Annotated in this window: 21 protein-coding genes; 13 read left to right on the top strand and 8 right to left on the bottom strand. The window is 71.7% G+C overall.

All coding sequences use genetic code 11. The features are described from left to right. Positions 1-178 precede the first annotated feature (178 nt). Positions 179-1,111 carry a hypothetical protein gene (locus tag ACIBLC_RS29620; RefSeq protein WP_399214354.1) on the top strand — a complete coding sequence of 311 codons (933 nt, stop codon included), beginning with the start codon at positions 179-181 and terminating at the stop codon, positions 1,109-1,111. Positions 1,112-1,205: 94 nt separating this feature from the next. Here ACIBLC_RS29620 and ACIBLC_RS29615 read toward each other — a convergent pair whose 3' ends face one another. Further along, positions 1,206-2,432, bottom strand: a complete 1,227-nt coding sequence (locus tag ACIBLC_RS29615; RefSeq protein ID WP_399214353.1) for an amidohydrolase family protein — start codon at positions 2,430-2,432, stop codon at positions 1,206-1,208. Between the two features lie 202 nt (positions 2,433-2,634). Between ACIBLC_RS29615 and ACIBLC_RS29610 the strand changes: the two genes are divergently transcribed. Continuing rightward, positions 2,635-5,589, top strand: a complete 2,955-nt coding sequence (locus ACIBLC_RS29610; protein WP_399214352.1) for a BTAD domain-containing putative transcriptional regulator — start codon at positions 2,635-2,637, stop codon at positions 5,587-5,589. Positions 5,590-5,817: 228 nt separating this feature from the next. Next, on the top strand, positions 5,818-5,994 hold the full coding sequence (locus tag ACIBLC_RS29605; RefSeq protein WP_399214351.1) for a hypothetical protein: 177 nt from the start codon (positions 5,818-5,820) through the stop codon (positions 5,992-5,994). A 146-nt stretch (positions 5,995-6,140) separates the two neighbouring features. On the opposite strand, the gene ACIBLC_RS29600 is transcribed toward ACIBLC_RS29605, so the two are convergent. After that, positions 6,141-7,748: a FadD3 family acyl-CoA ligase gene (locus ACIBLC_RS29600; RefSeq protein ID WP_399214349.1), complete on the bottom strand. Its 1,608-nt coding sequence runs from the start codon at positions 7,746-7,748 to the stop codon at positions 6,141-6,143. 185 nt (positions 7,749-7,933) lie between these two features. Here ACIBLC_RS29600 and ACIBLC_RS29595 point away from each other — a divergent pair, with 185 nt between their 5' ends. The 3 genes from ACIBLC_RS29595 to ACIBLC_RS29585 are packed head-to-tail and all read left to right on the top strand — an operon-like array spanning position 7,934 to position 10,325. Further along, entirely contained in the window at positions 7,934-9,088 is a 1,155-nt protein-coding gene (locus ACIBLC_RS29595; RefSeq protein WP_399214348.1) for a lipid-transfer protein, read from the top strand. Between the two features lie 2 nt (positions 9,089-9,090). After that, complete coding sequence (locus ACIBLC_RS29590) at positions 9,091-9,549, top strand: Zn-ribbon domain-containing OB-fold protein (protein WP_399214346.1); 459 nt, start codon at positions 9,091-9,093, stop codon at positions 9,547-9,549. Next, complete coding sequence (locus ACIBLC_RS29585; protein WP_399214345.1) at positions 9,546-10,325, top strand: enoyl-CoA hydratase/isomerase family protein; 780 nt, start codon at positions 9,546-9,548, stop codon at positions 10,323-10,325. Before ACIBLC_RS29590 ends, ACIBLC_RS29585 begins: the two co-directional genes overlap by 4 nt. Before the next feature lie 124 nt (positions 10,326-10,449). Here the strand turns inward: ACIBLC_RS29585 and ACIBLC_RS29580 are convergent, their stop codons facing one another. After that, positions 10,450-12,768: a PQQ-binding-like beta-propeller repeat protein gene (locus ACIBLC_RS29580; protein ID WP_399214344.1), complete on the bottom strand. Its 2,319-nt coding sequence runs from the start codon at positions 12,766-12,768 to the stop codon at positions 10,450-10,452. A 198-nt stretch (positions 12,769-12,966) separates the two neighbouring features. Further along, entirely contained in the window at positions 12,967-13,761 is a 795-nt protein-coding gene (locus ACIBLC_RS29575; protein WP_399214343.1) for a VOC family protein, read from the bottom strand. A 215-nt stretch (positions 13,762-13,976) separates the two neighbouring features. On the opposite strand from ACIBLC_RS29575, the gene ACIBLC_RS29570 reads away from it, so the two are divergent. Further along, positions 13,977-14,612 carry a TetR family transcriptional regulator gene (locus tag ACIBLC_RS29570; protein WP_383678203.1) on the top strand — a complete coding sequence of 212 codons (636 nt, stop codon included), beginning with the start codon at positions 13,977-13,979 and terminating at the stop codon, positions 14,610-14,612. Between the two features lie 199 nt (positions 14,613-14,811). On the opposite strand, the gene ACIBLC_RS29565 is transcribed toward ACIBLC_RS29570, so the two are convergent. Further along, positions 14,812-15,345, bottom strand: a complete 534-nt coding sequence (locus tag ACIBLC_RS29565; protein ID WP_399214342.1) for a nitroreductase family deazaflavin-dependent oxidoreductase — start codon at positions 15,343-15,345, stop codon at positions 14,812-14,814. Beyond that, positions 15,345-16,634, bottom strand: coding sequence for an acyl-CoA dehydrogenase family protein (locus ACIBLC_RS29560; RefSeq protein ID WP_399214341.1), 1,290 nt, complete (start codon positions 16,632-16,634; stop codon positions 15,345-15,347). The genes ACIBLC_RS29565 and ACIBLC_RS29560 overlap by 1 nt, the downstream gene beginning before the upstream one ends. A gap of 111 nt (positions 16,635-16,745) precedes the next feature. Between ACIBLC_RS29560 and ACIBLC_RS29555 the strand changes: the two genes are divergently transcribed. From ACIBLC_RS29555 to ACIBLC_RS29545, 3 genes are all read left to right on the top strand, one after another. Then, the gene (locus tag ACIBLC_RS29555) at positions 16,746-17,939 is read left to right on the top strand and encodes a thiolase C-terminal domain-containing protein (protein ID WP_399214340.1); all 1,194 of its coding nucleotides are present in this window, start codon (positions 16,746-16,748) and stop codon (positions 17,937-17,939) included. Positions 17,940-18,068: 129 nt separating this feature from the next. Next, positions 18,069-18,377, top strand: coding sequence for a hypothetical protein (locus ACIBLC_RS29550; protein ID WP_399214339.1), 309 nt, complete (start codon positions 18,069-18,071; stop codon positions 18,375-18,377). A 14-nt stretch (positions 18,378-18,391) separates the two neighbouring features. Next, positions 18,392-18,934 (top strand): hypothetical protein, encoded by a 543-nt coding sequence (locus ACIBLC_RS29545; RefSeq protein ID WP_399214338.1) that lies wholly within the window; start codon positions 18,392-18,394, stop codon positions 18,932-18,934. On the opposite strand, the gene ACIBLC_RS29540 is transcribed toward ACIBLC_RS29545, so the two are convergent. Next, positions 18,899-19,495: a GtrA family protein gene (locus tag ACIBLC_RS29540; RefSeq protein WP_399214337.1), complete on the bottom strand. Its 597-nt coding sequence runs from the start codon at positions 19,493-19,495 to the stop codon at positions 18,899-18,901. The genes ACIBLC_RS29545 and ACIBLC_RS29540 overlap by 36 nt on opposite strands. A gap of 249 nt (positions 19,496-19,744) precedes the next feature. Here ACIBLC_RS29540 and ACIBLC_RS29535 point away from each other — a divergent pair, with 249 nt between their 5' ends. Beyond that, positions 19,745-20,170 (top strand): pyridoxamine 5'-phosphate oxidase family protein, encoded by a 426-nt coding sequence (locus ACIBLC_RS29535; RefSeq protein WP_399214336.1) that lies wholly within the window; start codon positions 19,745-19,747, stop codon positions 20,168-20,170. A gap of 78 nt (positions 20,171-20,248) precedes the next feature. Here ACIBLC_RS29535 and ACIBLC_RS29530 read toward each other — a convergent pair whose 3' ends face one another. Beyond that, positions 20,249-21,001: a helix-turn-helix domain-containing protein gene (locus ACIBLC_RS29530; RefSeq protein ID WP_399214335.1), complete on the bottom strand. Its 753-nt coding sequence runs from the start codon at positions 20,999-21,001 to the stop codon at positions 20,249-20,251. 224 nt (positions 21,002-21,225) lie between these two features. Here ACIBLC_RS29530 and ACIBLC_RS29525 point away from each other — a divergent pair, with 224 nt between their 5' ends. Both ACIBLC_RS29525 and ACIBLC_RS29520 read left to right on the top strand, forming a co-directional pair. Continuing rightward, positions 21,226-21,903: a DUF4097 family beta strand repeat-containing protein gene (locus tag ACIBLC_RS29525; protein ID WP_399214334.1), complete on the top strand. Its 678-nt coding sequence runs from the start codon at positions 21,226-21,228 to the stop codon at positions 21,901-21,903. A 32-nt stretch (positions 21,904-21,935) separates the two neighbouring features. Beyond that, on the top strand, positions 21,936-22,114 hold a 179-nt coding region (locus ACIBLC_RS29520; RefSeq protein ID WP_399214497.1), incomplete at its 3' end, for an ATP-binding cassette domain-containing protein.

Here is a 22,114-nt window from a genome sequence, read left to right as displayed (position 1 = left end):
GACGGGTCGTCAGACAAGGGCCGGGAGGGCAGGGACTGTCCGCGTCCGGCGAGCAATTGCCGGGGCTCGTCGCGGTCGCGTCTCAGGGGCGTAACCGGGTGAGGGCGGGCCGGAGGGGGCGCGTACTGCCCGGTGAGGGTTCCGGGGGGTCCGGAGCCGACGACCCGAGGAGAACCCGATGCTCCGCAACGGCAACCGCACCCGCAACCGCTTCGCGATGATCGCCGCTTCCGCCGCCGCCGGCGCCATGCTGCTGACCGCCTGCGACGGAACCGGCACCGACGCCGCCACCTCGACGGGCCGGGAGGTCGCGGACGCCGACGCCGCCACCGCGCGGAGCCTGAACCTCCTGAACGGCACCGCCAGGCAGAACAGCGCCAAGCCCGACACCGGCGACTGGGCCAACTCCCCCGGCAAGCCCGCCTCCAGGCCGGTGGCGCGCAGGTGGGTGCAGCTCAGCGCCTCCCGCGCGGGCGCCCTCGACCCGGTGGTCGTCAACGGCGCCGGTTTCACCCTCTACCGCTTCGACAAGGACACCGCCGACCCCTCCAGGTCCAACTGCGACGGCGACTGCGCCACCACCTGGCCGCCCGTCCTCATCTCCCCCGGCGGCAGGATCTTCATCGACGGTGTGGACAAGTCCGACGTCGGCGTGGTCAAGCGCACCGACGGCACCCTCCAGGTCACGCTCGGCGGCTGGCCGGTCTACCGCTTCAGCAAGGACCTCAAGCCCGGCGACACCAACGGGCAGGGCGTGGGCGGGACTTGGTTCGGTGTGACGCCCGACGGGCAGAAGGCGGGCGCACCTTCCGAGGAGACGGCCGCTCCGGAGGAGAGCCGGGGCGAAGGACAGGGCCAGGGCGACGCCGCCACCAGCGCCGTCCTCTTCGACGACCCCGGCTTCGCCGACAACGGCTCCCAGGGCCTCGCCGGCCGGGGCTGCCAGAACGTCTTCCGCGACGACGTGGCCTCCTCCATACAGGCCGCCGGCTCCCTGAAGATCTGGACGGACGCCGACTGCGAGGGCGAGTCCGAGGTGATCGACGGTGACGTAGCGGACCTGGACACGATCGGGTTCGACAACGACGTGTCGTCGGTGTTCTTCGGCTGACCCCGCTCGCAGTAACGGTGCCGAGAGGCCGTACTCCCCTGACCGAGAGGGGGAGCACGGCCTCTGTCCGTGTCCAGGGCCTGTCAGAGAGGCCCTACGCACCCTCCCCCGGCCACAGCCCGGCGTCCGTGAGCCCCAGCAGGTCGATCGCGTTCCGCCGCACGATCTGGTCCACCACGTCCGCGTCCAGGTGCCCCATCTGGGCCTCGCCGACCTCACGGGACTTGGGCCAGGTGGAGTCGGAGTGCGGGTAGTCGGTCTCGTAGAGCACGTTGCCCACCCCGATGGCGTCGAGGTTCTTCAGCCCGAAGGCGTCGTCGAAGAAGCAGCCGTAGACGTGCTCCGTGAAGAGTTCGGACGGCGGCCGGTGGACCTTGTCGGCGACGCCGCCCCACCCGCGGTTCTCCTCCCACACGACGTCGGCGCGTTCGAGGATGTACGGGATCCAGCCGATCTGGCCCTCGGCGTACATGACCTTCAGGTTCGGGAAGCGCTCGAACTTGCCGCTCATCAGCCAGTCCACCATCGAGAAACAGCAGTTGGCGAAGGTGATGGTGGAGCCGACGGCGGGGGGCGCGTCGGCGGAGGTGGACGGCATCCTGCTGCTGGACCCGATGTGCATGGCGACGACGGTGCCGGTCTCGTCGCAGGCGGCGAGGAAGGGGTCCCAGTCGTCGGTGTGGACGGACGGCAGTCCCAGGTGCGGAGGAATCTCGGAGAAGGCGACCGCCCGTACCCCGCGGGCGGCGTTGCGGCGCACCTCCGCCGCCGCCAGCTCCGGGTCCCACAGCGGAATGAGGGTGAGCGGTATCAGCCGTCCCTCGGCGGCGGGACCGCACCACTCCTCCACCATCCAGTCGTTGTAGGCCCGCACACACAGCAGGCCCAGTTCGTGGTCCTTGGCCTCGGTGAAGGTCTGTCCGCAGAAGCGGGGGAAGGTCGGGAAACAGAGGGCGGACTGGACGTGGTTGACGTCCATGTCGGCGAGACGCTGCGGCACGTCGTACGAACCGGGCCGCATCTGCTCGTACGTGATGACCTCGAGCTTGATCTCGTCCCTGTCGTACCCGACCGCGGTGTCGAGGCGGGTGAGGGGCCGGTGCAGGTCCTCGTACACCCACCAGTCCCCTATCGGTCCGTCGTCGCCCGGGTTGCCCATGACGGGTGCGAACTTGCCGCCGAGGAACGTCATCTCCCTCAGCGGTGCCCGCAGAATGCGCGGGCCTCTGTCCTGGTACTTCGACGGGAGCCGGTCCCGCCAGACGTTGGGGGGCTCCACCGTGTGGTCGTCCACCGAGATGATCTTCGGGAAGGTCTCCATGTCCAGTACGGTAGCGCCGATCTGACGGCCCGTCAGCTACCTGGTCGGGGCCCGCTGGATTGCGGGGACCCCGTGTGGACCCTGTGAGAGTCCGCGAGGCTCGGCAACGTGGCCTGTGATCGCTGTCTCGCAGAGCTGACGCATCCGCCATGAACAAGGCAAACTGGCGTCCTAGTACCAACGGTTCGGCAGGGGGACAGCGATGGACGGTGTGCCGCGAGTACCGGAGCAGCGGGGCCGCGCCGAATCGGCGGCGTTGCGCTTCGCTGTGCTCGGCCCGGTGCGCGCCTGGCGCGGGGAGGAGCCCCTGCCCGCGGGGTCTCCGCAGCAACGCGCCCTGCTGGCGGTCCTGTTGCTGCGCGAAGGACGTACGGCCACGGCCGGGGAGCTGATCGACGCCCTGTGGGGCGACGAGCCCCCCGCCCAGGCGCTGGCCACCGTCCGTACGTACGCGTCACGGCTCAGGAAGACGCTGGGCCCCGAGATCCTGGTCAGCGAGGCGGGCGGCTACGCGGTCCGGCTGGCCGGCGGCGGCGGAACGCTCGACCTCGCCGTCGCCCAGGAGCTCGCCTCCGACGCCGAGAAGGCCCGCGGCGCGGGCGATCTGTGCCACGCCCGCGAGGTGCTGAGGCGGGCGCTGGACCTGTGGGAAGGGGAGCCGCTGGCGAACATGCCGGGCCCCTCCGCGGACACCCAGCGCGCGCGGCTGGAGGAGTTCCGGCTCCAACTCCTCGAATCCTGCCTGGACATGGACCTGGAGCAGGGCTGTCACGCGGAGGCCGTGTCGGAGCTGACCGCGCTCACGGCGGCGCATCCGCTCCGGGAGCGGCTGCGCGAGCTGCTGATGCTCGCCCTGTACCGCAGCGGGCGGCAGGCCGAGGCCCTCGCCGTCTACGCGGACACCCGGCGCCTGCTGGCCGACGAGCTGGGCGTGGACCCGCGAGCGGGCCTGAAGGAACTCCAGCAGCGGATCCTCCAGGCGGACCCGGGCCTGGCCGAACTTTCCGCGCCGGCCGCCGAGCCCGTGACGGCACCGGTGCGTCCGCACCAACTTCCGGCCACGGTCACCGACTTCACCGGCCGGCTGTCCTTCGTGGACGAGCTGAGCGACGTCCTGGCCTCCGCCTCCTCCGACACCGGCCGGGTCATGGCCGTGTCCGCGCTGGCGGGCATCGGGGGCGTCGGGAAGACCACCCTCGCCGTGCACGTGGCACACCAGGCCCGCGGCGCCTTCCCCGACGGGCAGCTCTACGTGGACCTCCAGGGGGCCGGGGCGCGGTCGGCCGAGCCGGAGACGGTGCTCGGCGCGTTCCTGCGCGCCCTGGGCACGGCCGACACCGCCATCCCGGACTCCCTCGAGGAGCGGTCGGCGCTGTACCGCTCGGTGCTGGACGGGCGCCGGGTGCTGGTGCTGCTGGACAACGCCCGCGACGCCGCCCAGGTGCGCCCGCTGCTCCCCGGCACGGAAGGGTGCGCGGCCCTGGTCACCTCCCGGGTGCGGATGGTGGACCTGGCCGGGGCGCACCTGATCGACCTCGACGTGATGTCGCCCGAGGAGGCCCTCCAGCTCTTCACGAAGATCGTGGGCCGGGAGCGGGTCGAGTCGGAGCGCGAGGCCGCGCTCGACGTGGTGGCGGCCTGCGGCTTCCTGCCCCTGGCGATCCGTATCGCGGCCTCCCGACTGTCCGCGCGCCGCACCTGGACGGTGTCCGTACTGGCCGCGAAGCTCGGCGACGAACGCCGCCGCCTCGACGAACTCCAGGCGGGCGACCTCGCGGTGAAGGCGACCTTCGAGCTCGGCTACGGCCAGCTCGAGCCCGCCCAGGCCCGCGCCTTCCGCCTGCTGGGCCTGGCCGACGGCCCCGACATCTCCCTGGCGGCCGCCGCCGCGGTCATCGACCTGCCGGTCGAGGCCACCGAGGACCTCCTGGAGTCCCTCGTCGACACGTCGTTGCTGGAGTCGGCGGCGCCCGGACGTTACCGGTACCACGATCTCGTACGGCTCTACGCGCGAGCATGCGCGGAACGGGACGAGGAGCCGTCCAGCGAGCGGGCCGGTGCGCTGTCCCGGCTGCTGGACTTCTACCTGGCCACCACCGCCGGGGTGTACGCGATCGACCGGCCCGGGGACCGGCTGGTGGACCACCTGGAGACCACGCGGTACCCCGGTCTCACCTTCGCGAACCGGCACCAGGCGCAGGACTGGCTGTACGCCGAGGCCGTCAGCACCCTGGCGTGTGTACGGCAGTCGACGGGACCCGGCACCCTGCCGCGCGCCGTCGACCTGCTGTGGGCGGCGTGCGACCTGGCCGAGTCGGGGGCCAACTCGAAGGAGTACGAGACGATCGCCGCGGCCGCGCGCTCCGCCGCGCAGGAGATCGGTGCCACCCGAGCGGAGGCCCGGGCGCTCACGACGCTGGCCTTCGTGAACCACATCACCGGCCGCTTCGATCCGGCGGACCAGGCGGCGGCCCGCGCGCTGGAACTGGCCCTGGCCGCCGACGACCCGCTGACCAGCTGCTGGTCCTCCAACATCCTCGGTGTGATCGCGCTCTACCAGAACCGGCACGAGGACGGCGAGGCCCACCTGACGCGTGCCATCGAGAACTTCCGCGCGTGCGAGGACCGCCCCGGCGAGGCGAGCGCCCTGTGCAACCTCTCGCGGATCCACCTGGCCACCGGCCGCACCGAGAGCGCGGTGGCCCTGGCCCAGCAGGGCACGGACATGTACGACGACATGGACCACGCGCTGAAGGGCGCCAACGGCCGGTACGCCCTCGGGCTCGCGCTCACCCAGAGCGGCCGGCTCTCCGAGGCCGTCGACCGTCTGGAGGAAGCCCTCGATGTGTTCCAGGACAGCCGCCAACGGCTGTGGGAGGGCATGACGTTGTTCCGCCTCGCCGAGGCCGACCTCGCCGCCCGCAAGCCCGCGCAGGCCGCCGCGAACGCCGAGCTGGCCCTGACCGTGCTCCGGGGGATCGGCGGGGACTGGCGCCGCGCCAATGTCCTCACCGTGCTCGGCCGCGCGCTGAGCGGGATCGGGCAGAGCGGTCGCGCGCAGGTCTGCTGGCACGAGGCGCTGGACGTCTTCGAGTCGCTGGGCGCCCCGGAGAGCTCCGAGGTACGGGCCCTTCTCAAGCCGCTCGCCGTCGCCTGAGCCGGGGCGGCCGGGGGGTCGGCCGGGCGTTCATCATTCGTTTATCGCCGCGCGTCACTCTCAACTTGTCAATCCGTCGCGTCGGGGGGCAGACGGGATGGCGGATGGCCGCACCTCTAGGGTGTACCGGCCCAGGAGTGCCCGCCCGGCAACCCTCGGGGGAGTTGCCGGGCGGGCCCTTCCCCGACATACCGCTAGTGCATCGAAAAACTGCCAGGGGAGCCAGTCATGACCGACGAGAACAGCACCGAGAACGTCCACGCCACCGACGAGCCGGTCGCCGGCACGGAGAACGTGCACGCCACCAGCGAGCCGCTCAAGACCAAGACGAACCCGATCGCTCCCGGTGAGGACACCGGCGACGCGACGACGGACAACGTCCACGCCACGGGCGAGCCCGTCTAGGACTTCCACCGCACGGGGATCGGCCGCGACGGCGCGGAGGGGGAGCCGTCGCGGCCGACGTGCGTCCAGGGTCGGGCACCGGCCCGGTCAATCCGCCCGTACGTGCCTACCGAGACATCAGGCCCGGACATCCACGCCCGGTCAACTCACCGCGGGGGCCGCGCCCGCAGCTCCCCCTTGACCACCTTGCCGCCGGCGTTCCGCGGCAGCCCGGGCACGAACTCCACGCCGCGCGGCACCTTGTAGTTCGCCATCTCGCGCCGGGCCCAGGCGATCAGGTCGTCGCTCGTCACCACGGACCCCGGACGCCGTACGACGTAGGCCTGGCCGACCTCTCCCAGGCGGCCGTCCGGCACCCCGATCACCGCGACGTCGGCCACGTCCGGGTGCAGGCCCAGGAGTTGCTCGATCTCGGCCGGGTAGGCGTTGAAGCCGCCGACGATGAACATGTCCTTGATCCGGTCGGTGATACGGAGGTTGCCGGCCTCGTCGAGCACGCCGACATCCCCTGTCCGCAGCCAGCCGTCCGCGTCGAGCACGGCTGTCGTGGCCGTCGGGTCCTCGAAGTAGCCCTCCATGACGTTGAATCCGCGGACGAGGACCTCGCCGGGAGTGCCCGGTGCCAGCGACTCCCCCGCCGGACCCACCACCCGTACCTCCGTGTCCGGGATCGCCCGTCCCGAGGTCGAGGCGATGACGGTCGGGGCGTCCCCGCGGCGGCACATCGTGACGATTCCGCTGGCCTCGGAGAGCCCGTAAGCGGTGAGGACCGTGTCGATCCGCAGCTCCGACCTGAGGCGCTCCACGAGGCGGAGGGGGACCACGGCGGCGCCGGTCACCACCAGGCGCAGCGCCGACAGGTCGTAGGCGTCACGGGAGGGGTGGTCCAGGAGCGACTGGTGGAGGGTCGGCGGGCCCGGGAGGACCGATATCCGTTCCGAGGCGATGTTCGCCAGGACCGTGTCCACGTTGAACACCGGTTGCGGGACCATCGTCGCGCCGCGCATCAGGCAGGCCACGATGCCCGCCTTGTAGCCGAAGGTGTGGAAGAACGGGTTCACGATCAGGTAGCGGTCGCCCTCGCGCAGCCCGGCCAGTTCGCTCCAGATCGCGTAGCCGCGCAGGGTCTGCGCGTGGGTGATCACCGCGCCCTTCGGGCGGCCCGTCGTGCCGGACGTGAAGACGATGTCCGAGGGCGAGGATCCGGCGAGGCCTGCCTCCCGTTCCCGGATCTCCGCCGTTCCCACGCCCTCCCCCGCCGCCAGGAAGTCCTTCCAGGTACGGAAGTCGGCGGGGGCGTCGTCCGAGAGCACCACCACCTGTTCGAGGTGCGGGAGACCGGGGAGCGGGCCCGCGCCGTCGCCCTCCCCGGCGGCCCGCCGCAGCGACGCCACGTACGAGGTGCCCAGGAAGGTGCCCGTGACGAAGAGCAGCCGGGCCCGGCTGCGGGCCAGTACGTAGGCCGCCTCCGTCCCCTTGAAGCGCGTGTTCAGCGGGACCAGGACCGCGCCCGCGGACACCGCGCCCAGGGCGGAGACGATCCAGTCGAGGGTGTTCGGGGCCCAGACGGCCACCCGGTCGCCCTGCTGGACGCCGTTCGCGAGACAGGCGGCCGTCGCGCGTTCGACTCGGGCGCCCAGCTCCTCGTACGACACTCGCGTGCGGCCCTCGACGACCGCCTCGGCACCGGCGTACCGCTCGGCCGCGGACCGGACCAGTCCCGGGATGCTGCCCCACTCCAGGTCTCCGCGCATCTCACGCCTCCCCGCACCCGTAACGCATTAGCTGACTGACCGTCAGATTAGCTGTAGCCTGACGCCCTGTCAGCAGTCGGGACTCCGTGCGGAGGTGCGCGCACATGGCAAGGACCGGGACAAGGGCGGCGACGGGGGCGGCGGCGCGAGGGGCGAAAAAGCCCGCGCCCAGGGCTTCGAGGGCGATGCCGGGGAACGGGATCAAGGACGCCACGGCCATAGCCGGAATCGGGCAGACCGCCTTCGCCCGCCAACTCCCGGAATCCGAGAAGACTTTGGCCTGTCGGGCGATCCTCGCCGCGCTCGACGACGCCGGGATCAAGCCCGCCGAGGTCGACGGGCTCGCCTCCTACACCATGGAGGAGACCGACGAGGTGGAGGTGGCGAAGGCCGCCGGGTTCGGTGACCTCACCTTCTTCAGCAAGGTGGGCTTCGGGGGCGGCGGTTCGTGCGCCACCGTCGCGCACCTCGCCGCCGCGATCGCCACCGGGCAGGCCACGGTCGGTGTCGCCTGGCGGTCCCGGAAGCGGGGCAGCGGACCCCGGCCCTGGAAGAACACCGCGGTCCAACTCCCTACCCCCGCCCAGTGGACCCGCCCCTTCGGGCTGCTCAGACCCGCCGACGAGATCGGCATGCTGGCACGCCGCTACATGCACGAGTACGGCGCGACCCGCGACCACCTCTTCAACGTCGCCCTCGCCTGCCGCAACCGCGCCAACCAGAACCCGGCCGCGATCATGTACGAGCGCCCCCTCACCCGCGAGATGTACATGACCTCCCGCTGGATCAGCGAACCGCTCTGCCTCTTCGACAACTGCCTGGAGACGGACGGGGCGTTGGCCTGTGTCATCGTCTCCGCCGAGCGGGCGCGCGACTGCCGGCGGCGGCCCGTGTACGTCCACTCCGCCGCCCAGGGTCTGCCCGCCCAGCACCACGGCATGGTCAACTACTGGAACGACGACCCGCTCACCGGACCCGCCTGGACCGCCGCCCGGCACCTGTGGAAACACGCCGACCTCACACCGGAGGACGTGGACGTCGCGCAGATCTACGACGCGTTCACACCCCTCATACCGCTCTCCCTCGAGGGATACGGCTTCTGCGGGAAGGGCGAGGGCGCCGGGTTCACCGAGGGCGGCGCGCTGGAGATCGGCGGGCGGCTGCCCCTGAACACCGGCGGAGGCGGCCTCTCCGAGGCGTACGTGCACGGCTTCAACCTCATCAACGAAGGGGTGAAGCAGTTGCGCGGCACGAGTACCGCCCAGGTGCCGGGCGCCGCCACCTGTCTGGTCACGGCCGGCGAAGGGGTCCCGACCTCCGCCCTCCTGCTGAGGAGTTGACCATGAGCGACGACCGTTCCACCCTGCTCTCCCCCGTCCCCGACGACGACGGCGCCCCCTTCTGGCAGTACGCCGCCCAGGGCGAACTCCGCGTCCAGGCCTGCGCAGACTGCGGCGAACTCCGCTTCCCGCCGCGCCCCTGCTGCCCGCACTGCCACTCCTTCGCGAGCGAGTGGCGGCTGATGAGCGGACGCGGGCGCATCTGGTCGTACGTCGTCCCGCACCCGCCGCTCCTTCCCGCCTACGCCGCGCAGGCGCCGTACAACGCGATCGTGGTGGAGCTCGCGGAGGCTCCGCGGATCCGGCTCGTGGGGAACCTGGTGAGCGAGGCCGGCGCGCCGCTCAACTCCGTCGCGCCCGAGCGGATCCGGATCGGCGCGCGCGTACAGGCCGTCTACGCCGAGCTCGCCGGGGCGCCCGTGGCCATGACCGTGCCCCGCTGGATCCTGGAGCGGTCATGAGCGGCAACGGCCTGCACGTCAGTACCGACAAGGACACCGGCGTCGCCGTCCTCACCCTCGACCGGCCGGAGAAGCTCAACGCCATCGACATCACATTGGCCTCGGAACTCGCCTCCGCCTGGCGGGAGTTCCGGTTCGACGACTCCGTGCGGGCCCTCGTCGTCACCGGGGCGGGGGATCGGGCCTTCTGCACCGGGGTCGACCGGGGCGCCGACGTTCCGCAGCCCAACTCCCCCTACATGGTGGACGATCCGCTCATCGCCATCGGACCGAAGGCCAACGACCTGTGGAAGCCGGTCGTCGCGGCCGTCAACGGGATGGCCTGCGGAGGCGCCTTCTATCTGCTGGGCGAGTCGGAGTTCGTCGTCGCGGACGAGACGGCGACGTTCTTCGATCCGCACACCACGTACGGGATGGTCAGCGCGTACGAGTCCATCTATCTGGCGCAGCGGATGCCGTACGGGGAGGTGGCTCGGATGGCGTTGATGGGGACCGCCGAGCGGGTTTCCGCGCGGCGGGCGTACGAGGTGGGGCTGGTGTCCGAACTCACCTCTGCCGGTGGGGCGCTGGCGGCGGCCGTGTCGTGCGCGGCGGTGATCGCGTCGTATCCGACCCTGGCCGTCCAGGGGACCGTCCGTGCGCTGTGGTCGGCCCAGGAGGCCGCCCGTGCCCAGGCCCTCGCCCACGCGCCGTATCTCATCTCCCTCGGCAACCTGCCGCCGGCCCACCAGACGGACCTGTTCACGGCCCGGCGCGGGGACTACCGAACCCGCTGAGGGGTTTTTCGCCCCCTCCGCCCCTGCCCATTCCCGTCACTTGGGGGCTCCGCCCCCAAACCCCCGCTCCTCAAACGCCGGAGGGCTGAAACTTCCCTCAGGGGCGGAGGGGGCGAAAAACCCCTCAGGCCGTGCGGGCCGTCCCCGTGCCCTTCTCCGCGTCCAGCGCGTACACGCAGCGGTCCTTGCTGCACGCGTACACCACGCCGTCCTTGACGACGGGAGCCCCGGTGATCTCACCGCCGGTGGCGAGCTTCCACCGCAACCGCCCGTCGTCCGCCTTCAGCGTGTAGAGCAGATGGTCGGTGGACCCGAAGTGGATGCGCCCGTCGGCGACGGCGGGGGCGCCCACCAGGTCGCCGCCCGCCTGGAAGCGCCACTTGGGGGTGCCGGTGACCGCGTCGAGGGTGTAGAGCCCCTTGCCGCTGCCGACATGGACGTGACCGGCCGCGACGAGCACGGGCTCGATCGACGCCCGGGACTCCGTGGCGATCCGCCAGCGGTCCCGGCCGTCGGTGGCGTCGAGGGCGTACACGGTGCCGAGGTAGTCGGCGAGATAGACACCGCCCCCGGTGACTGCGGGCCCCGGCACGAAGGCGGGCGGGCAGAGGAAGACGGCGGGCGCCTCGAAGTGCCAGCGGACGCGGCCGTTCGCCACGTCGACGGCGAGGACACGGGTGCCGGCGGAGACGTACACGTACCCGTCGGGCCCCTGACTGATCCGCACCGGAACACCCCCACAGGAGGCGGCGTCCCCGATCGGATAGGACCAGCGCTCCTCGCCGGTACGGGCCTCCAGGGCACGCAGCCGGGCGTCCTGCCAGACGTACACGGTGCTGTCGTGGACGGCGGGCCCGGCCTCCGCGGACTCGAAGTCGGTCTGAGCGCCGGAGATCTCCCACAGTTTGTGGCCGTTGGCGGCCTCCCAGGCCTGTACGCCGCCGCCGCGCGTGCCGGTGACGACGGTGCCGCGGTCGGCCTTCAGGGAGTACACCCAGGCGTCCGTCGACAGCCGCCACAGGTCGCCGCCCTCCCGGGCGTCCAGCGCGAAGAGCGTGGGGCCGTCGGAGGCGTGGATACGGCCGTCCGCCACCGACATGGACCAGGCCACGTCGCGCGTCTTGAAGCGGCGCCGGCCGGTCGCGACGTCCAGCGCGTGCACCTCGAAGGAGGTGACGTAGACGAGGTCGTCGGCGACCGCGGGCGTACCCCACACGTCGTTCGACATACGGAAACGCCACGGCCGCCAGCCGGCCGGGGAGTCCGGCGCGGGGGGCGCGACGACCGGCGCGGGGTCGGCGCCGTTCACGCCGGGGCGTGGCCGGGACCAGGAAGCGGCGAGGCCCGCCTCCGGAGGGGGTGCCTTGACGGCGGCGGCACGCGCGTCGGCGACCCGCGGACCCGGCCCGATGGGCACCTGGCCGCCGGCGAGCCGCACGGGGCCGCTGTCCGGCGCCCCGACGGCCACAGGGGCGTGCGCGGGCGGCGGCGGAATGGCCCCGCGCCCCCCGCTGCGGCCTCCGGACGGCGACGGTTTCACGGGCGGACGGCCTCCGCGGCGCGCCTCGATCAGGCTCACCGCGCGCTCGGGCAGCCACGCCGACGCCGTACCGCTGTCGTCGGATCCGGAACCGAAGAGGTGCGGTGCGAGCTGGGCCTGGAGGTCGGCGGGGTTGGGGCGGGCCGCTGCCTCCATCTGCATGCAGGACTCGATGAGGGGGCGCAGCTCGGCGGGCAGGCCTTCGAGGTCGGGGCCCTCCCTGAGCAGCATGAAGACGGTCTCGACGGGGTTCGCGCCGTGGAAGGGGGCGTGGCCGGTGGCGGCGAAGACGAGCATCGACCCGAGCGAGAAGACGTCGCTCGCGCCGGTCACGCTGCGCGAGTCCTTCGCCTGCTCGGGCGACATGTACGCGGGTGTGCCGACGGCGACGTTCGTCATGGTCAGCCGGGTGTTGGAGACACCGGACGCGATACCGAAGTCGATCACCCGGGGTCCGTCCTCGACGACGAGGACGTTCGAGGGCTTGAGGTCGCGGTGGACGAGACCCGCACCGTGGATGGACTGGAGCGCCTCCGCGACACCGGCCGCCAGCCAGCGCACCGCCTGGGCCGGCATCGGCCCGCACTCATTCACTATTTCTTCCAGCGAGGGAGCGGGCACGTAGGCGGTGGCCAGCCACGGCACGGCCGCTCGCGCGTCGGCGTCGACCACGGCCGCCGTGTAGAAGCCGGACACGGCCCTGGCCGCCTCGACCTCGCGCGAGAAACGGACCCGGAACAGCTGGTCCTCGGCGAGCTCCGTCCTGACCGTCTTGATCGCCACCCGCCGGCCGGAGGCCGAGCGCGCGAGATAGACCAGCCCCATGCCGCCGGCACCCAGCCGCCCCAGCACCTCGAACGGCCCGATCCGACGCGGATCGTGCTGCGTCAGCTGATCCACCACTTGCCTGCCACCTCCCCGTACGAGCCACGTCATCCACGTGTGAACGCGGCCTCGTGCAGCGTCTCACCACCGCACCGCCATGGCGGTACGCACCCCGATTCTTCCTGTCCGGGGCGATGGTTGCGAACCCGAGGGCGGATCGGGGTGTCTTGGGGCAAAATGACCGCACGTTCAGGGGTGTGGACCCTTACGCCCCGGTCAGGACCGCTGAAGCAGGGCGAACGACGCCCCCTGATTGTCCGTGACCACCGCCACCCGCCCGTACGAGGCGTCGAAGGGCGCCGCCTGGACCCGGCCGCCGAGCCGGCTCACCGTCCCGAGTACGGCGTCACAGTCCTCGACGCCGAAGTGGACCAGGAAGTGGGGCGGCATCTCGGCCGGGAAGACGTCGGACACGGGGGCCCTGCCGAAGTCCGGGGAGGCGTCCGGGCCGAAGAGCGCGTCCAGGAAGAGCGTGCCGTAGAACTGGTCGACGGCCGCGGTGTCCCGGGCGTACAGCTCCGCCCAGGAGAAGGTGCCCGGCTCGTACCGCCTGCCGAAGCCCGGGTGGCCCCCGGCCTGCCACAGGCCGAAGACGGCGCCTTCCGGGTCGGCCGTGAGGGCCGCCGTGCCGAGGTCGCCCACCGGCGTCGGCGCCGTGATGACCTGGCCGCCCCCGGTCCTGATCCGGTGGGCGAGCGCGGTGGCGTCCGGCGTCGCGAAGTACACGGTCCACACGGTGGGCATCCGGCCGTCCCGCTTGGGGACGAGGGCGGCGACGGGTTCGCCGTCCCGGTGGGCCCACACGGCGCCCCCGCCCGCGAAATCCCCGCCTGCCGGGGCACGGGACCCGTCCGGGCCCTCGGAGCCGTAGCCCTCCTCGAAGGTCCAGCCGAAGAGTTCGCCGTAGAAGCGCCTGCCCGCCGCGACATCGGCGAGCCGCGCGTCGATCCAGCAGGGGACGCCTTCGGGGTAGACGGCTGGGCCTGCGGGCAAGGGGGCGGATTCGGCCATGCGGCCAAGCTAACGGGCCCGCACGCATCCCGCAGGGCAGGCGCACCCCTTTGTGCGGCGGCGCATGCGCACCCCTTCGCGAACAGGCGCGTCGACCTTTGCGAACAGGCGCGTCAACCGTCGTGAACCCCTGTGGCAGGCAGCCGCACCCCATTTGCAGTCGGCCGAATCGCGCTCCGATCACCCCTCGGTAAGCTGACGGCATGACAGGACAAGTGCGTACCGTCGACGGCCGCGTGGCCGGGCGGCGTGGGCAGGCGACCCGGCAGAAGCTGCTCGACTGCCTCAGCGAGATGCTCAGCTCCTCCCCTTACCGGGACGTCAAAGTCATTGATGTCGCCCGGAAGGCGGGCACTTCACCCGCGACCTTCTACCAGTACTTTCCGGACGTCGAAGGTGCCGTCCTGGAGATCGCCGAGCAAATGGCCACGGAGGGCGCCGGGTTGACCCAGTTGCTCGACGGCCGTTCCTGGGTCGGCAAGGCCGGATGGCAGACCGCGCAGGAACTCGTCGACGGGTTCCTGGAGTTCTGGCGACGCAACGACGCGATCCTCAGGGTCGTCGATCTGGGCGCCGCCGAGGGCGACAAGCGGTTCTACAAGATCCGTATGAAGATCCTGAACTCCGTGAACAACTCCCTTACGGACACGGTCACCGAGCTCCAGTCCAAGGGCAAGGTCGACAAGGACGTGAACCCGGCGGCGATGGCCGGTTCGCTCGTCGCCATGCTCGCCGCGGTGGCCTCGCACCAACGGGGATTCCAGTCGTGGGGCGTCAAGCAGGCTGAACTCAAGCCGAATCTCGCGCTGTTGGTGCATCTGGGTGTGACTGGCAAGAAGCCCACCAAGTAGCCCACCACGCAGTTCGCTTCCCCTTCCTGTCATGCGGGCGGCAGTCCACCGATGCGGACTGCCGCCTGCTGCGCTGTGCCCGCGGGCGAACGGGCGGGCGGAAGAGGTCGCGGGTGGTGGTCGCGAGAGGTCGCGAGAGCCGACGGCCGGATCGGCGCCGCGCGATACGGCCGTCTCAGCGGCGCACGATCCGGCCGGCTCAGCGCCGCACGATCCGGAACAACCGGATCTCCCGGTCGATCCGCTGCTGATAGGTGACGTACGGCGGCCAGAACGCCACCGCCGCCTTCCACACCTCGGCCCGCTCGTCCCCTGCCAGGAGACGCGCGGTCACGGCGATGTCCTCGCCGTTCCAGTTGATCCGGGCGTCCGGCCGCGCCAGGAGGTTGGCGGTCCAGGCGGGGTGGTCCGTGCGCCCGAAGTTGGAACCGACGAGGATCCAGCTCTGCGGTCCCGCGACACCCGCGGGGGCCGTCTCGGGCATACAGGCCAACGGCGTACGCCGCTCCAGTCCGCTCCTGGCGCCGCGCGCGGTGAGGATGATCCCCGGCAGCATCCGCGCGCTCAGCAGCACCTTGCCGCGCGTCAGCCGGTGCACCGCACGGTCCAGTGCGGGAATGACGTGCGGCGCGACCCGCGCGAACGTCCGGGTCGAGGAGACCTTCTGCACGAGCCGCACACCGGGAACCCGGCCGCCGCTCCCGGCCCCCGCCTTGGCCCTGCCCCTGGCCATCAGACAGCCACCCCCGCACGGCTCCCGCTGCCACTGCCGCTTACACCATCGGCACCACAATCGAACAGGTGCGCCATATCGGCGGCGTGCCCCCGCAGCCGGTGCACCGGCCCGAACAGCAGCTCGTCACCGGCCGCCCTCTTGAAGTACAGGTGGGCCTCGTGCTCCCAGGTGAACCCGATACCGCCGTGCAGCTGGATCCCCTCCGACGCGGCGGTCCGCAGCGACTCCAGCGCCTGGGCGAGCGCGAGCCCGCCCACCCGCTCACCGCCGGCACCGGTACCGGCCGCCCACGCCGCGTAGTACGCCGCCGAGCGCGCCGCCTGTACCCCGACGTACACATCCGCCAGCCGGTGCTTCACCGCCTGGAACGAGCCGATGGCCCGGCCGAACTGCTCCCGCTGCCGCACGTACTCGACCGTCCGCTCCAGCGCCCGGTCCGCGGCGCCCACGGCTTCGGCGGCGAGCACGGCGGCGGCCACGTCACCGGCACCGGCGAGCGCTCCGGCCACATCGGCGTCCTCGTCACCGAGCAACTCGGCGGCCACGTCGCGAAGTTCGACCCTGGCCAGGGGCCGCGTCTCGTCGAGAGCCGTCTGCCGAATCCGCACAAGCCCGTCGACAGCCTCCGCCCGCGCTCGTCCGGCGGCCCCCGTCTGCTCCCGTAACGCGCCCCCCGCCTGCGCCCGTACGAGGAACAGCAGCGTCCGTGTCCGTACGAAACCCCCTGTGTGCGCGGCCACCACGAGCAGTTCCGCGCTGTGTCCGTCGAGCACCTGGGCCGCCTGCCCGTAGAGCCGCCACCCGCCGTCGACCCGCCGTGCCTGCACGCCGCCCGAACGGCCTCCCCCGGCCCAGTCCCCGTCGTTGTCGCCGACCAGGCCGAGCGCCGTCGGGAGCCGCGCGCCCGGCACCGCGAGGGCCGCGGTCAGCTCGCCGGAGGCGAGGCGCGGCAGCAGTTCGGCGCGCTGGGCCCCGGTGCCCAGGGCGAGGATCAGCGGGGCCGCGAGGACGGCCGTGGCCAGGAGCGGCGAGGGTGCCAGGGCGCGCCCCGACTCCTCGCAGGCGAGGGCGAGTTCGGTGACGGAGCAGCCGACGCCGCCGTACGCCTCGGGCAGGGCGAGTCCAGGCAGCCCGAGCTGCTGTGCGAGCGCGTCCCAGAGCGCGGAGTCGTACCCGGCGGAGCTTCGCACGGCGGCCCGCACCTCCTCCAGCCCGCACCGCTTGACCAGCAACTCCCTCAGCGTGCGCCGGATCTCCTCCTGCTCGGCGGTGAAACGGGCGTCCATGGCGGCCTCCTCCCCAGATCTGACGGACCGTCATATTAGGCCCGCACCAGAGGAATGCACAGGCCCCTGACACCCTCCCCGGCCGGCACTACCTGATGTACCGTCAGATTCATGACGCCAGGAACTCCCAGGACTTCCGGTAAGCGCAAGGTGGCCGTGGTCGGCGTATCCCTCTCCGACTGCGGGCGCGTCGACGAGGCCACCCCGTACGCCCTGCACGCCCAGGCGGCCCGGCGCGCGCTGGCCGACTCGGGTCTTGGCCGGGAGCTGGTCGACGGTTTCGCGTCGGCGGGCCTGGGAACGCTGGCGCCCGTCGAGGTGGCCGAGTACCTGGGGCTGCGGCCCACCTGGGTCGACTCGACCTCCGTCGGCGGCTCCACCTGGGAGGTCATGGCGGCCCACGCGGCCGACGCGATCGCGGCCGGCCACGCGAACGCGGTCCTGCTGGTCTACGGTTCCACCGCCCGCGCGGACATCAGGGCGGGCCGCCGCACCGGCAACCTGTCCTTCGGCGCCCGGGGCCCCCTCCAGTTCGAGGTGCCGTACGGCCACACCCTGATCGCCAAGTACGCGATGGCCGCCCGCCGCCACATGCACGAGTACGGCACGACGCTGGAACAGCTCGCCTCCGTCGCCGTCCAGGCCCGCGCGAACGCGGCGGCGAACCCGGAGGCGATGTTCCGCGACCCGGTGACCGTCGACGACGTCCTGTCCGGCCCGATGATCGCGGACCCCTTCACCAAGCTGCACTGCTGCATCCGCTCCGACGGCGGCGCGGCGGTCCTGCTGGCGGCCGAGGAGTACGTACGGGACTGCCGTACCGCTCCTGTCTGGGTTCTCGGCACCGGTGAGCACGTCTCGCACACCACCATGTCCGAGTGGGCGGACTTCACCGTCTCCCCCGCGGCGGTGAGCGGCCGCCTCGCCTTCTCCCGCGCCGGGGTCCGCCCGGACGAGATCGACCTGGCCGAGATCTACGACGCCTTCACCTACATGACGCTCGTGACCCTGGAGGACCTCGGCTTCTGCGAGAAGGGGGAGGGCGGTCCGTTCGTGGACGCCGGGAAGGGCCGGCTGCTGGTCGGCGGGGAACTGCCCGTCAACACGGACGGCGGCGGGCTGTCGGCCCAACACCCCGGTATGCGAGGGCTGTTCCTGCTGGTGGAGGCCGTACGGCAGTTGCGCGGCGAGGCCGGGGACCGCCAGGTGACTAAGGCCGGCGGGCGCCTTCCCGAGCTGGCGGTCGCCTCGGGGACGGGCGGGTGGTTCTGCTCCTCGGGGACGGTGGTGCTGGGGCGGGGGTAGGCCGCGACCGACCCCTCGGATCCTCAACGCCATCACCGTGTACGGCACTTCACTCGCATGTCGGACAGTCCGTGGGGTAAGCGGGAGATCCGTAGGCAAGTGGTGAGGCGACTGGAGAGGGGCCGGTTCATGGCAAGGCGGGGATCGCCACAGGCATCATCCGAACGCGGTAACGGCGTCGAGGACCGTGAACCTGTCCAGGGCCACGAACTCGGTGACCTCGAACCCGGCACCAGGCAGCGCGCTCAACTGCGTTTCCGTCTCGCTGACATCGCGTGGACGGCGTTGTGCACGGTCCTGCTGCTCTGGGCGATCTCGGGCATCGTCGGCGCCGCGCGGGGCACGACCGGGTGGGCGTACAGCGTCGTGGCCTGCGTACTGCTGGCCGTCACGGTGGCTCTGCGCGTCACGACGTTCCGGCGCAGAGCGCGACTGTGAGGGGTCTCTGAACCATGGAGAGAATCCACGTCTTCCTGGGCAGGCATCTGTGGCTTCAGATCGCCCTGTCCGTCCTCTGCGCCGCCGCCCTGGTCATGCTGGTGTATCCCGGTGACTCGGCGCTGTCGGTACTCCTGCGCGTCGCGCTCACGTCGGTCGGCGGGGTGTTCGTCGTGTTCCTCGTCCGGCGCAAGGAGAAGCGCGCGGCGGGCGGCTCCACGAACAGCCTTGTCTCGCTGGACGGAAAGCTCCGCAGGGGCGAGGTTCCCACGGACCCGGAGGAGCGGGACGCCATGGGCGCCCTGGTCGGGCAGCGGCTGCACCGCACCCGGCACCGGGTGGCCGCGCTGGTCTTCCTCGCACTGCTCTTCTGCTCCGTCACCGCGGCGACGGCCATGACGGCGGGCCCGCGGCAGACGGTCGGTTTCGCCCTGCTCACCGTGGTCTTTCTCGCCTGGTCCATCGGCAACAGCAGGCTCCAGCACCGACGGCTGCGCCGCATGGACGAGGTCCTGAACACCTCAACCCACCGAGAGAACCAGGAAGTTCGGCGCTGACCGGTTCTGACGTATCGCCCTGACCGGCGTCGGCGTCTTCGCCGGCGCCGGTGTCCGGTTCCGGCGGCCGGCGAAGACGAACAGCCGCAGCACCAGGAAGCGCCCGATTCCGGCAAGTCCGGAGGCGCTGAGGTAGACGGCCTGTTCGGTCAGCGTCCCGGGCGACGACTGCGCGAGGTGCAGGGCGAACATCGCGGCGGAGGTCACCGCGTACGCCCCCACGGCCGATCCCGCCGACTGCCAGTGCTGGCGCCATCCGGCGCGCCGCCCGGCCCCGAAGGTGAAGCGTGCGTGCAACTCCGTGCACAGGAGGGTGGACGCGATGGTGACCAGCGCGTTCGCCACGGCCCAGGGCAGCGACCCGGCGAGCTCCGCCACGGCTGCGCTGGAGAGGAGACCGACACCGCCGCCGCAGAGCACGAAGCGGGCGAAGGAGGCGAGCGGGCCGGGAGCCGCTGGGGTCACCGGCGCCGGCTCGGATTCCCGCACCGCGCACGCCGACACGGCGAGCGCCGTCTCCGCGCACGTCGTCACCGGCTTCGACGAGAGCAGCGACTTCATGGGAGGGGTTTCCTTCCGGGCGGGGCCGTGAACCTCTGGGATCAACTGGGTTCAACAATGTCGTCGCCCGCTCCTCCGCACGAGGAGGTGCACTACCCAACTCATGGTGTAGCTAGCCCTACCACCGGCCGGGGGTCGCCCCGGAATCGCCGGTCACCCGGAATACGGAACGGTGCCGGGCACGCTGACGCGGACATCCACTGTTCGCGCAGTACGTCCGCACACGTCCGCAGCACGGAGGAGACCGACATGGCCCTGACCCGCGCAGAGCGCGAAGCCTTTCTCGCCGAACCGCACATCGCCGCGATCGCGGTCGACGCGGGAGAAGGGAGGGCCCCGCTCACCGTACCGATCTGGTACCAGTACGAGCCCGACGGCACCGTGTGGATCATGACTGAGCGGGAGTCCCGGAAGAACGCGCTGATCAGCGCGGCGGGCAGGTACTCGCTGATGGTCGACCGGCTCGAACCCACCATCCGGTACGTGTCGGTCGAGGGGCCGGTGATCGACACCACCTCCGCCACCCGCGAGCAGCTCCAGGAGATCTCTGCCCGCTACCTCTCGGCCGACAAGGTCGACGGCTACGTCGACTCCGCCTGGAAGGAACACGACACCTACGTCATCGTCCGCATGCGACCCGAACGCTGGGTGTCGTCCGACCTCGGCACGCTGTAGGCCGCCGGCCCGGGCGGACGGCACGGCGCGAGCCGTCGGCCGGGCGGCATCCGCCGCTGACCGACGGCCGCTTGTCTGTCAGTGATCCGCGTCCGGCTCGGCGGTGCCGCCCGAGGCCGTCTCAGGTTTCGCGTGGAGGATCTCGCGGGCCTGGTCCGCGGCGCGGGCGGTGCTCTCGCTGACGAAGTCGAGGAAGCGGGCGATGTTCTCCAGGCGGGCGCCGGCCGGGGTACCGGGCCCGAGGGTGCCGACTCCCTGCCGTGCGGTGTCGACGATCTGGGCGATGGACCGGGCGCTGGCCATCATCGACTGGTACCAGACGTCGGCGTCGACGACGTAGCGCTCGCGGCGGCGTTCGTCCCGTTCCCGGCGGATGAGGTCCTGGCTTTCGAGGAACGCGACCGCCTTGGAGACGGACGCCGGGCTGACCTGGAGGCGCTGGACGAGTTCGGACGCGGTGAGGCTGCCCGCGTCGGTCGTGCAGAGGCAGGCTTGCACCCGGGCCGTCATCTTGGGCATGCCCGACTGCATGAAGACGGTGGTGAGCGTCTCCACGTACTCACGCACGGCCTCGGGGTCGCGTCCGTGGTCCTGCGGGGCCGCCTCGGGCCCGCGGGGCACGGTCCGACCACGCCGGTGGGCGCGGTGCTCGGTGGCGCGGTGGGCGAGGTCGGCGCGGTAGCCGGTGGGGCCGCCGTTGCGCATCACCTCACGCGTGATGGTCGAGGTCGGACGGTCGAGCTGTCTGGCGATCTCCGCGTAGGCGAGGCCGTCGGCCAGCCCCAGCGCGATCTGCTGACGTTCCTGCTGAGTGAGCCTGCCGCCCGGCATTCGCGATCTCCTTCGTACTCCTCGAATGCCCCCACCATAGCGTTCACTCTCAATCCATTGCAACGCGAGGATAGCCGCTGTTGCATTAACTCTCAGCACCATTGCAACGATTACTCGGCTTTCACCTGCGTCGATGCAAGTCAGGTGCAACAAGAGCGTTGTCGAAACTGTAAATGCAACGTAGCGTTTCAAACATCAGAAACAAGGAACCGAAGGAGAGCACGATGCAGAAGTTCGACACCACCGCCCCGGTCTCGGTCGTCCTCGACATTCCCGCGGGACGCATCCGCCTCATCGCCGCGGACCGGACCGACACCACGGTCGAGATCCTGCCCGCGGACGCCGCCAAGGGCCGCGACGTGAAGGCGGCCGAGCAGACCGAGGTCGCGTACAGCGAAAGCGACGGCGTCCTGCGGATCGAGGTCCCGGCGGCGAAGAACCGGATCCTCGGCACCTCCGGATCCATCGAGGTGACGGTCCAACTGCCCACCGGTTCCCGCGTCGAGGCGAAGGCGGCCAGCGCCGAGTTCCGGGGCGTCGGACGGCTCGGCGACGTCGCCTTCGAGGGCGCGCAGGGCTCGGTCAAGCTCGACGAGACCGGGAGCGCCCGCCTCACCGTCCTCGCCGGTGACATCTCGGTAGGCCGCCTGGGCGGTCCCGCGGAGATCAGCACCCAGAAGGGCGACATCGGTATCGCCGAGGCCGCGCACGGCACGGTCACACTGCGCACCGAGCACGGCGACATCTCGGTCGGCGCCGCGCACGGAGTCTCCGCCTCCCTGGACGCCGGCACCGCCTACGGCCGGGTCCACAACGCGCTCAGGAACACCGACGGCGCCGCCGCCGGCCTGGACATCCACGCGACCACCGCCTACGGCGACATCACCGCCCGCAGCCTCTGACCGTCGCCCGAGTCTCTGAAGGAGCACTCCCCATGACCAACCTGGCCATCGCGGCGAACGGGCTGCGCAAGTCGTACGGCGACAGGACCGTCCTCGACGGCATCGACCTGGCCGTCCCGGCGGGGTCGGTGTTCGCGCTGCTCGGCCCGAACGGGGCGGGCAAGACCACCGTCGTGAAGATCCTCTCCACGCTCATCGGAGCCGACGGGGG

It is taken from the genome of Streptomyces sp. NPDC050535 (assembly GCF_044457665.1).
In the GTDB taxonomy this organism is placed as follows: domain Bacteria; phylum Actinomycetota; class Actinomycetes; order Streptomycetales; family Streptomycetaceae; genus Streptomyces.
Note: the sequence above shows the minus strand (reverse complement) of the source record. Positions and strands in the feature narration are given on the sequence as shown.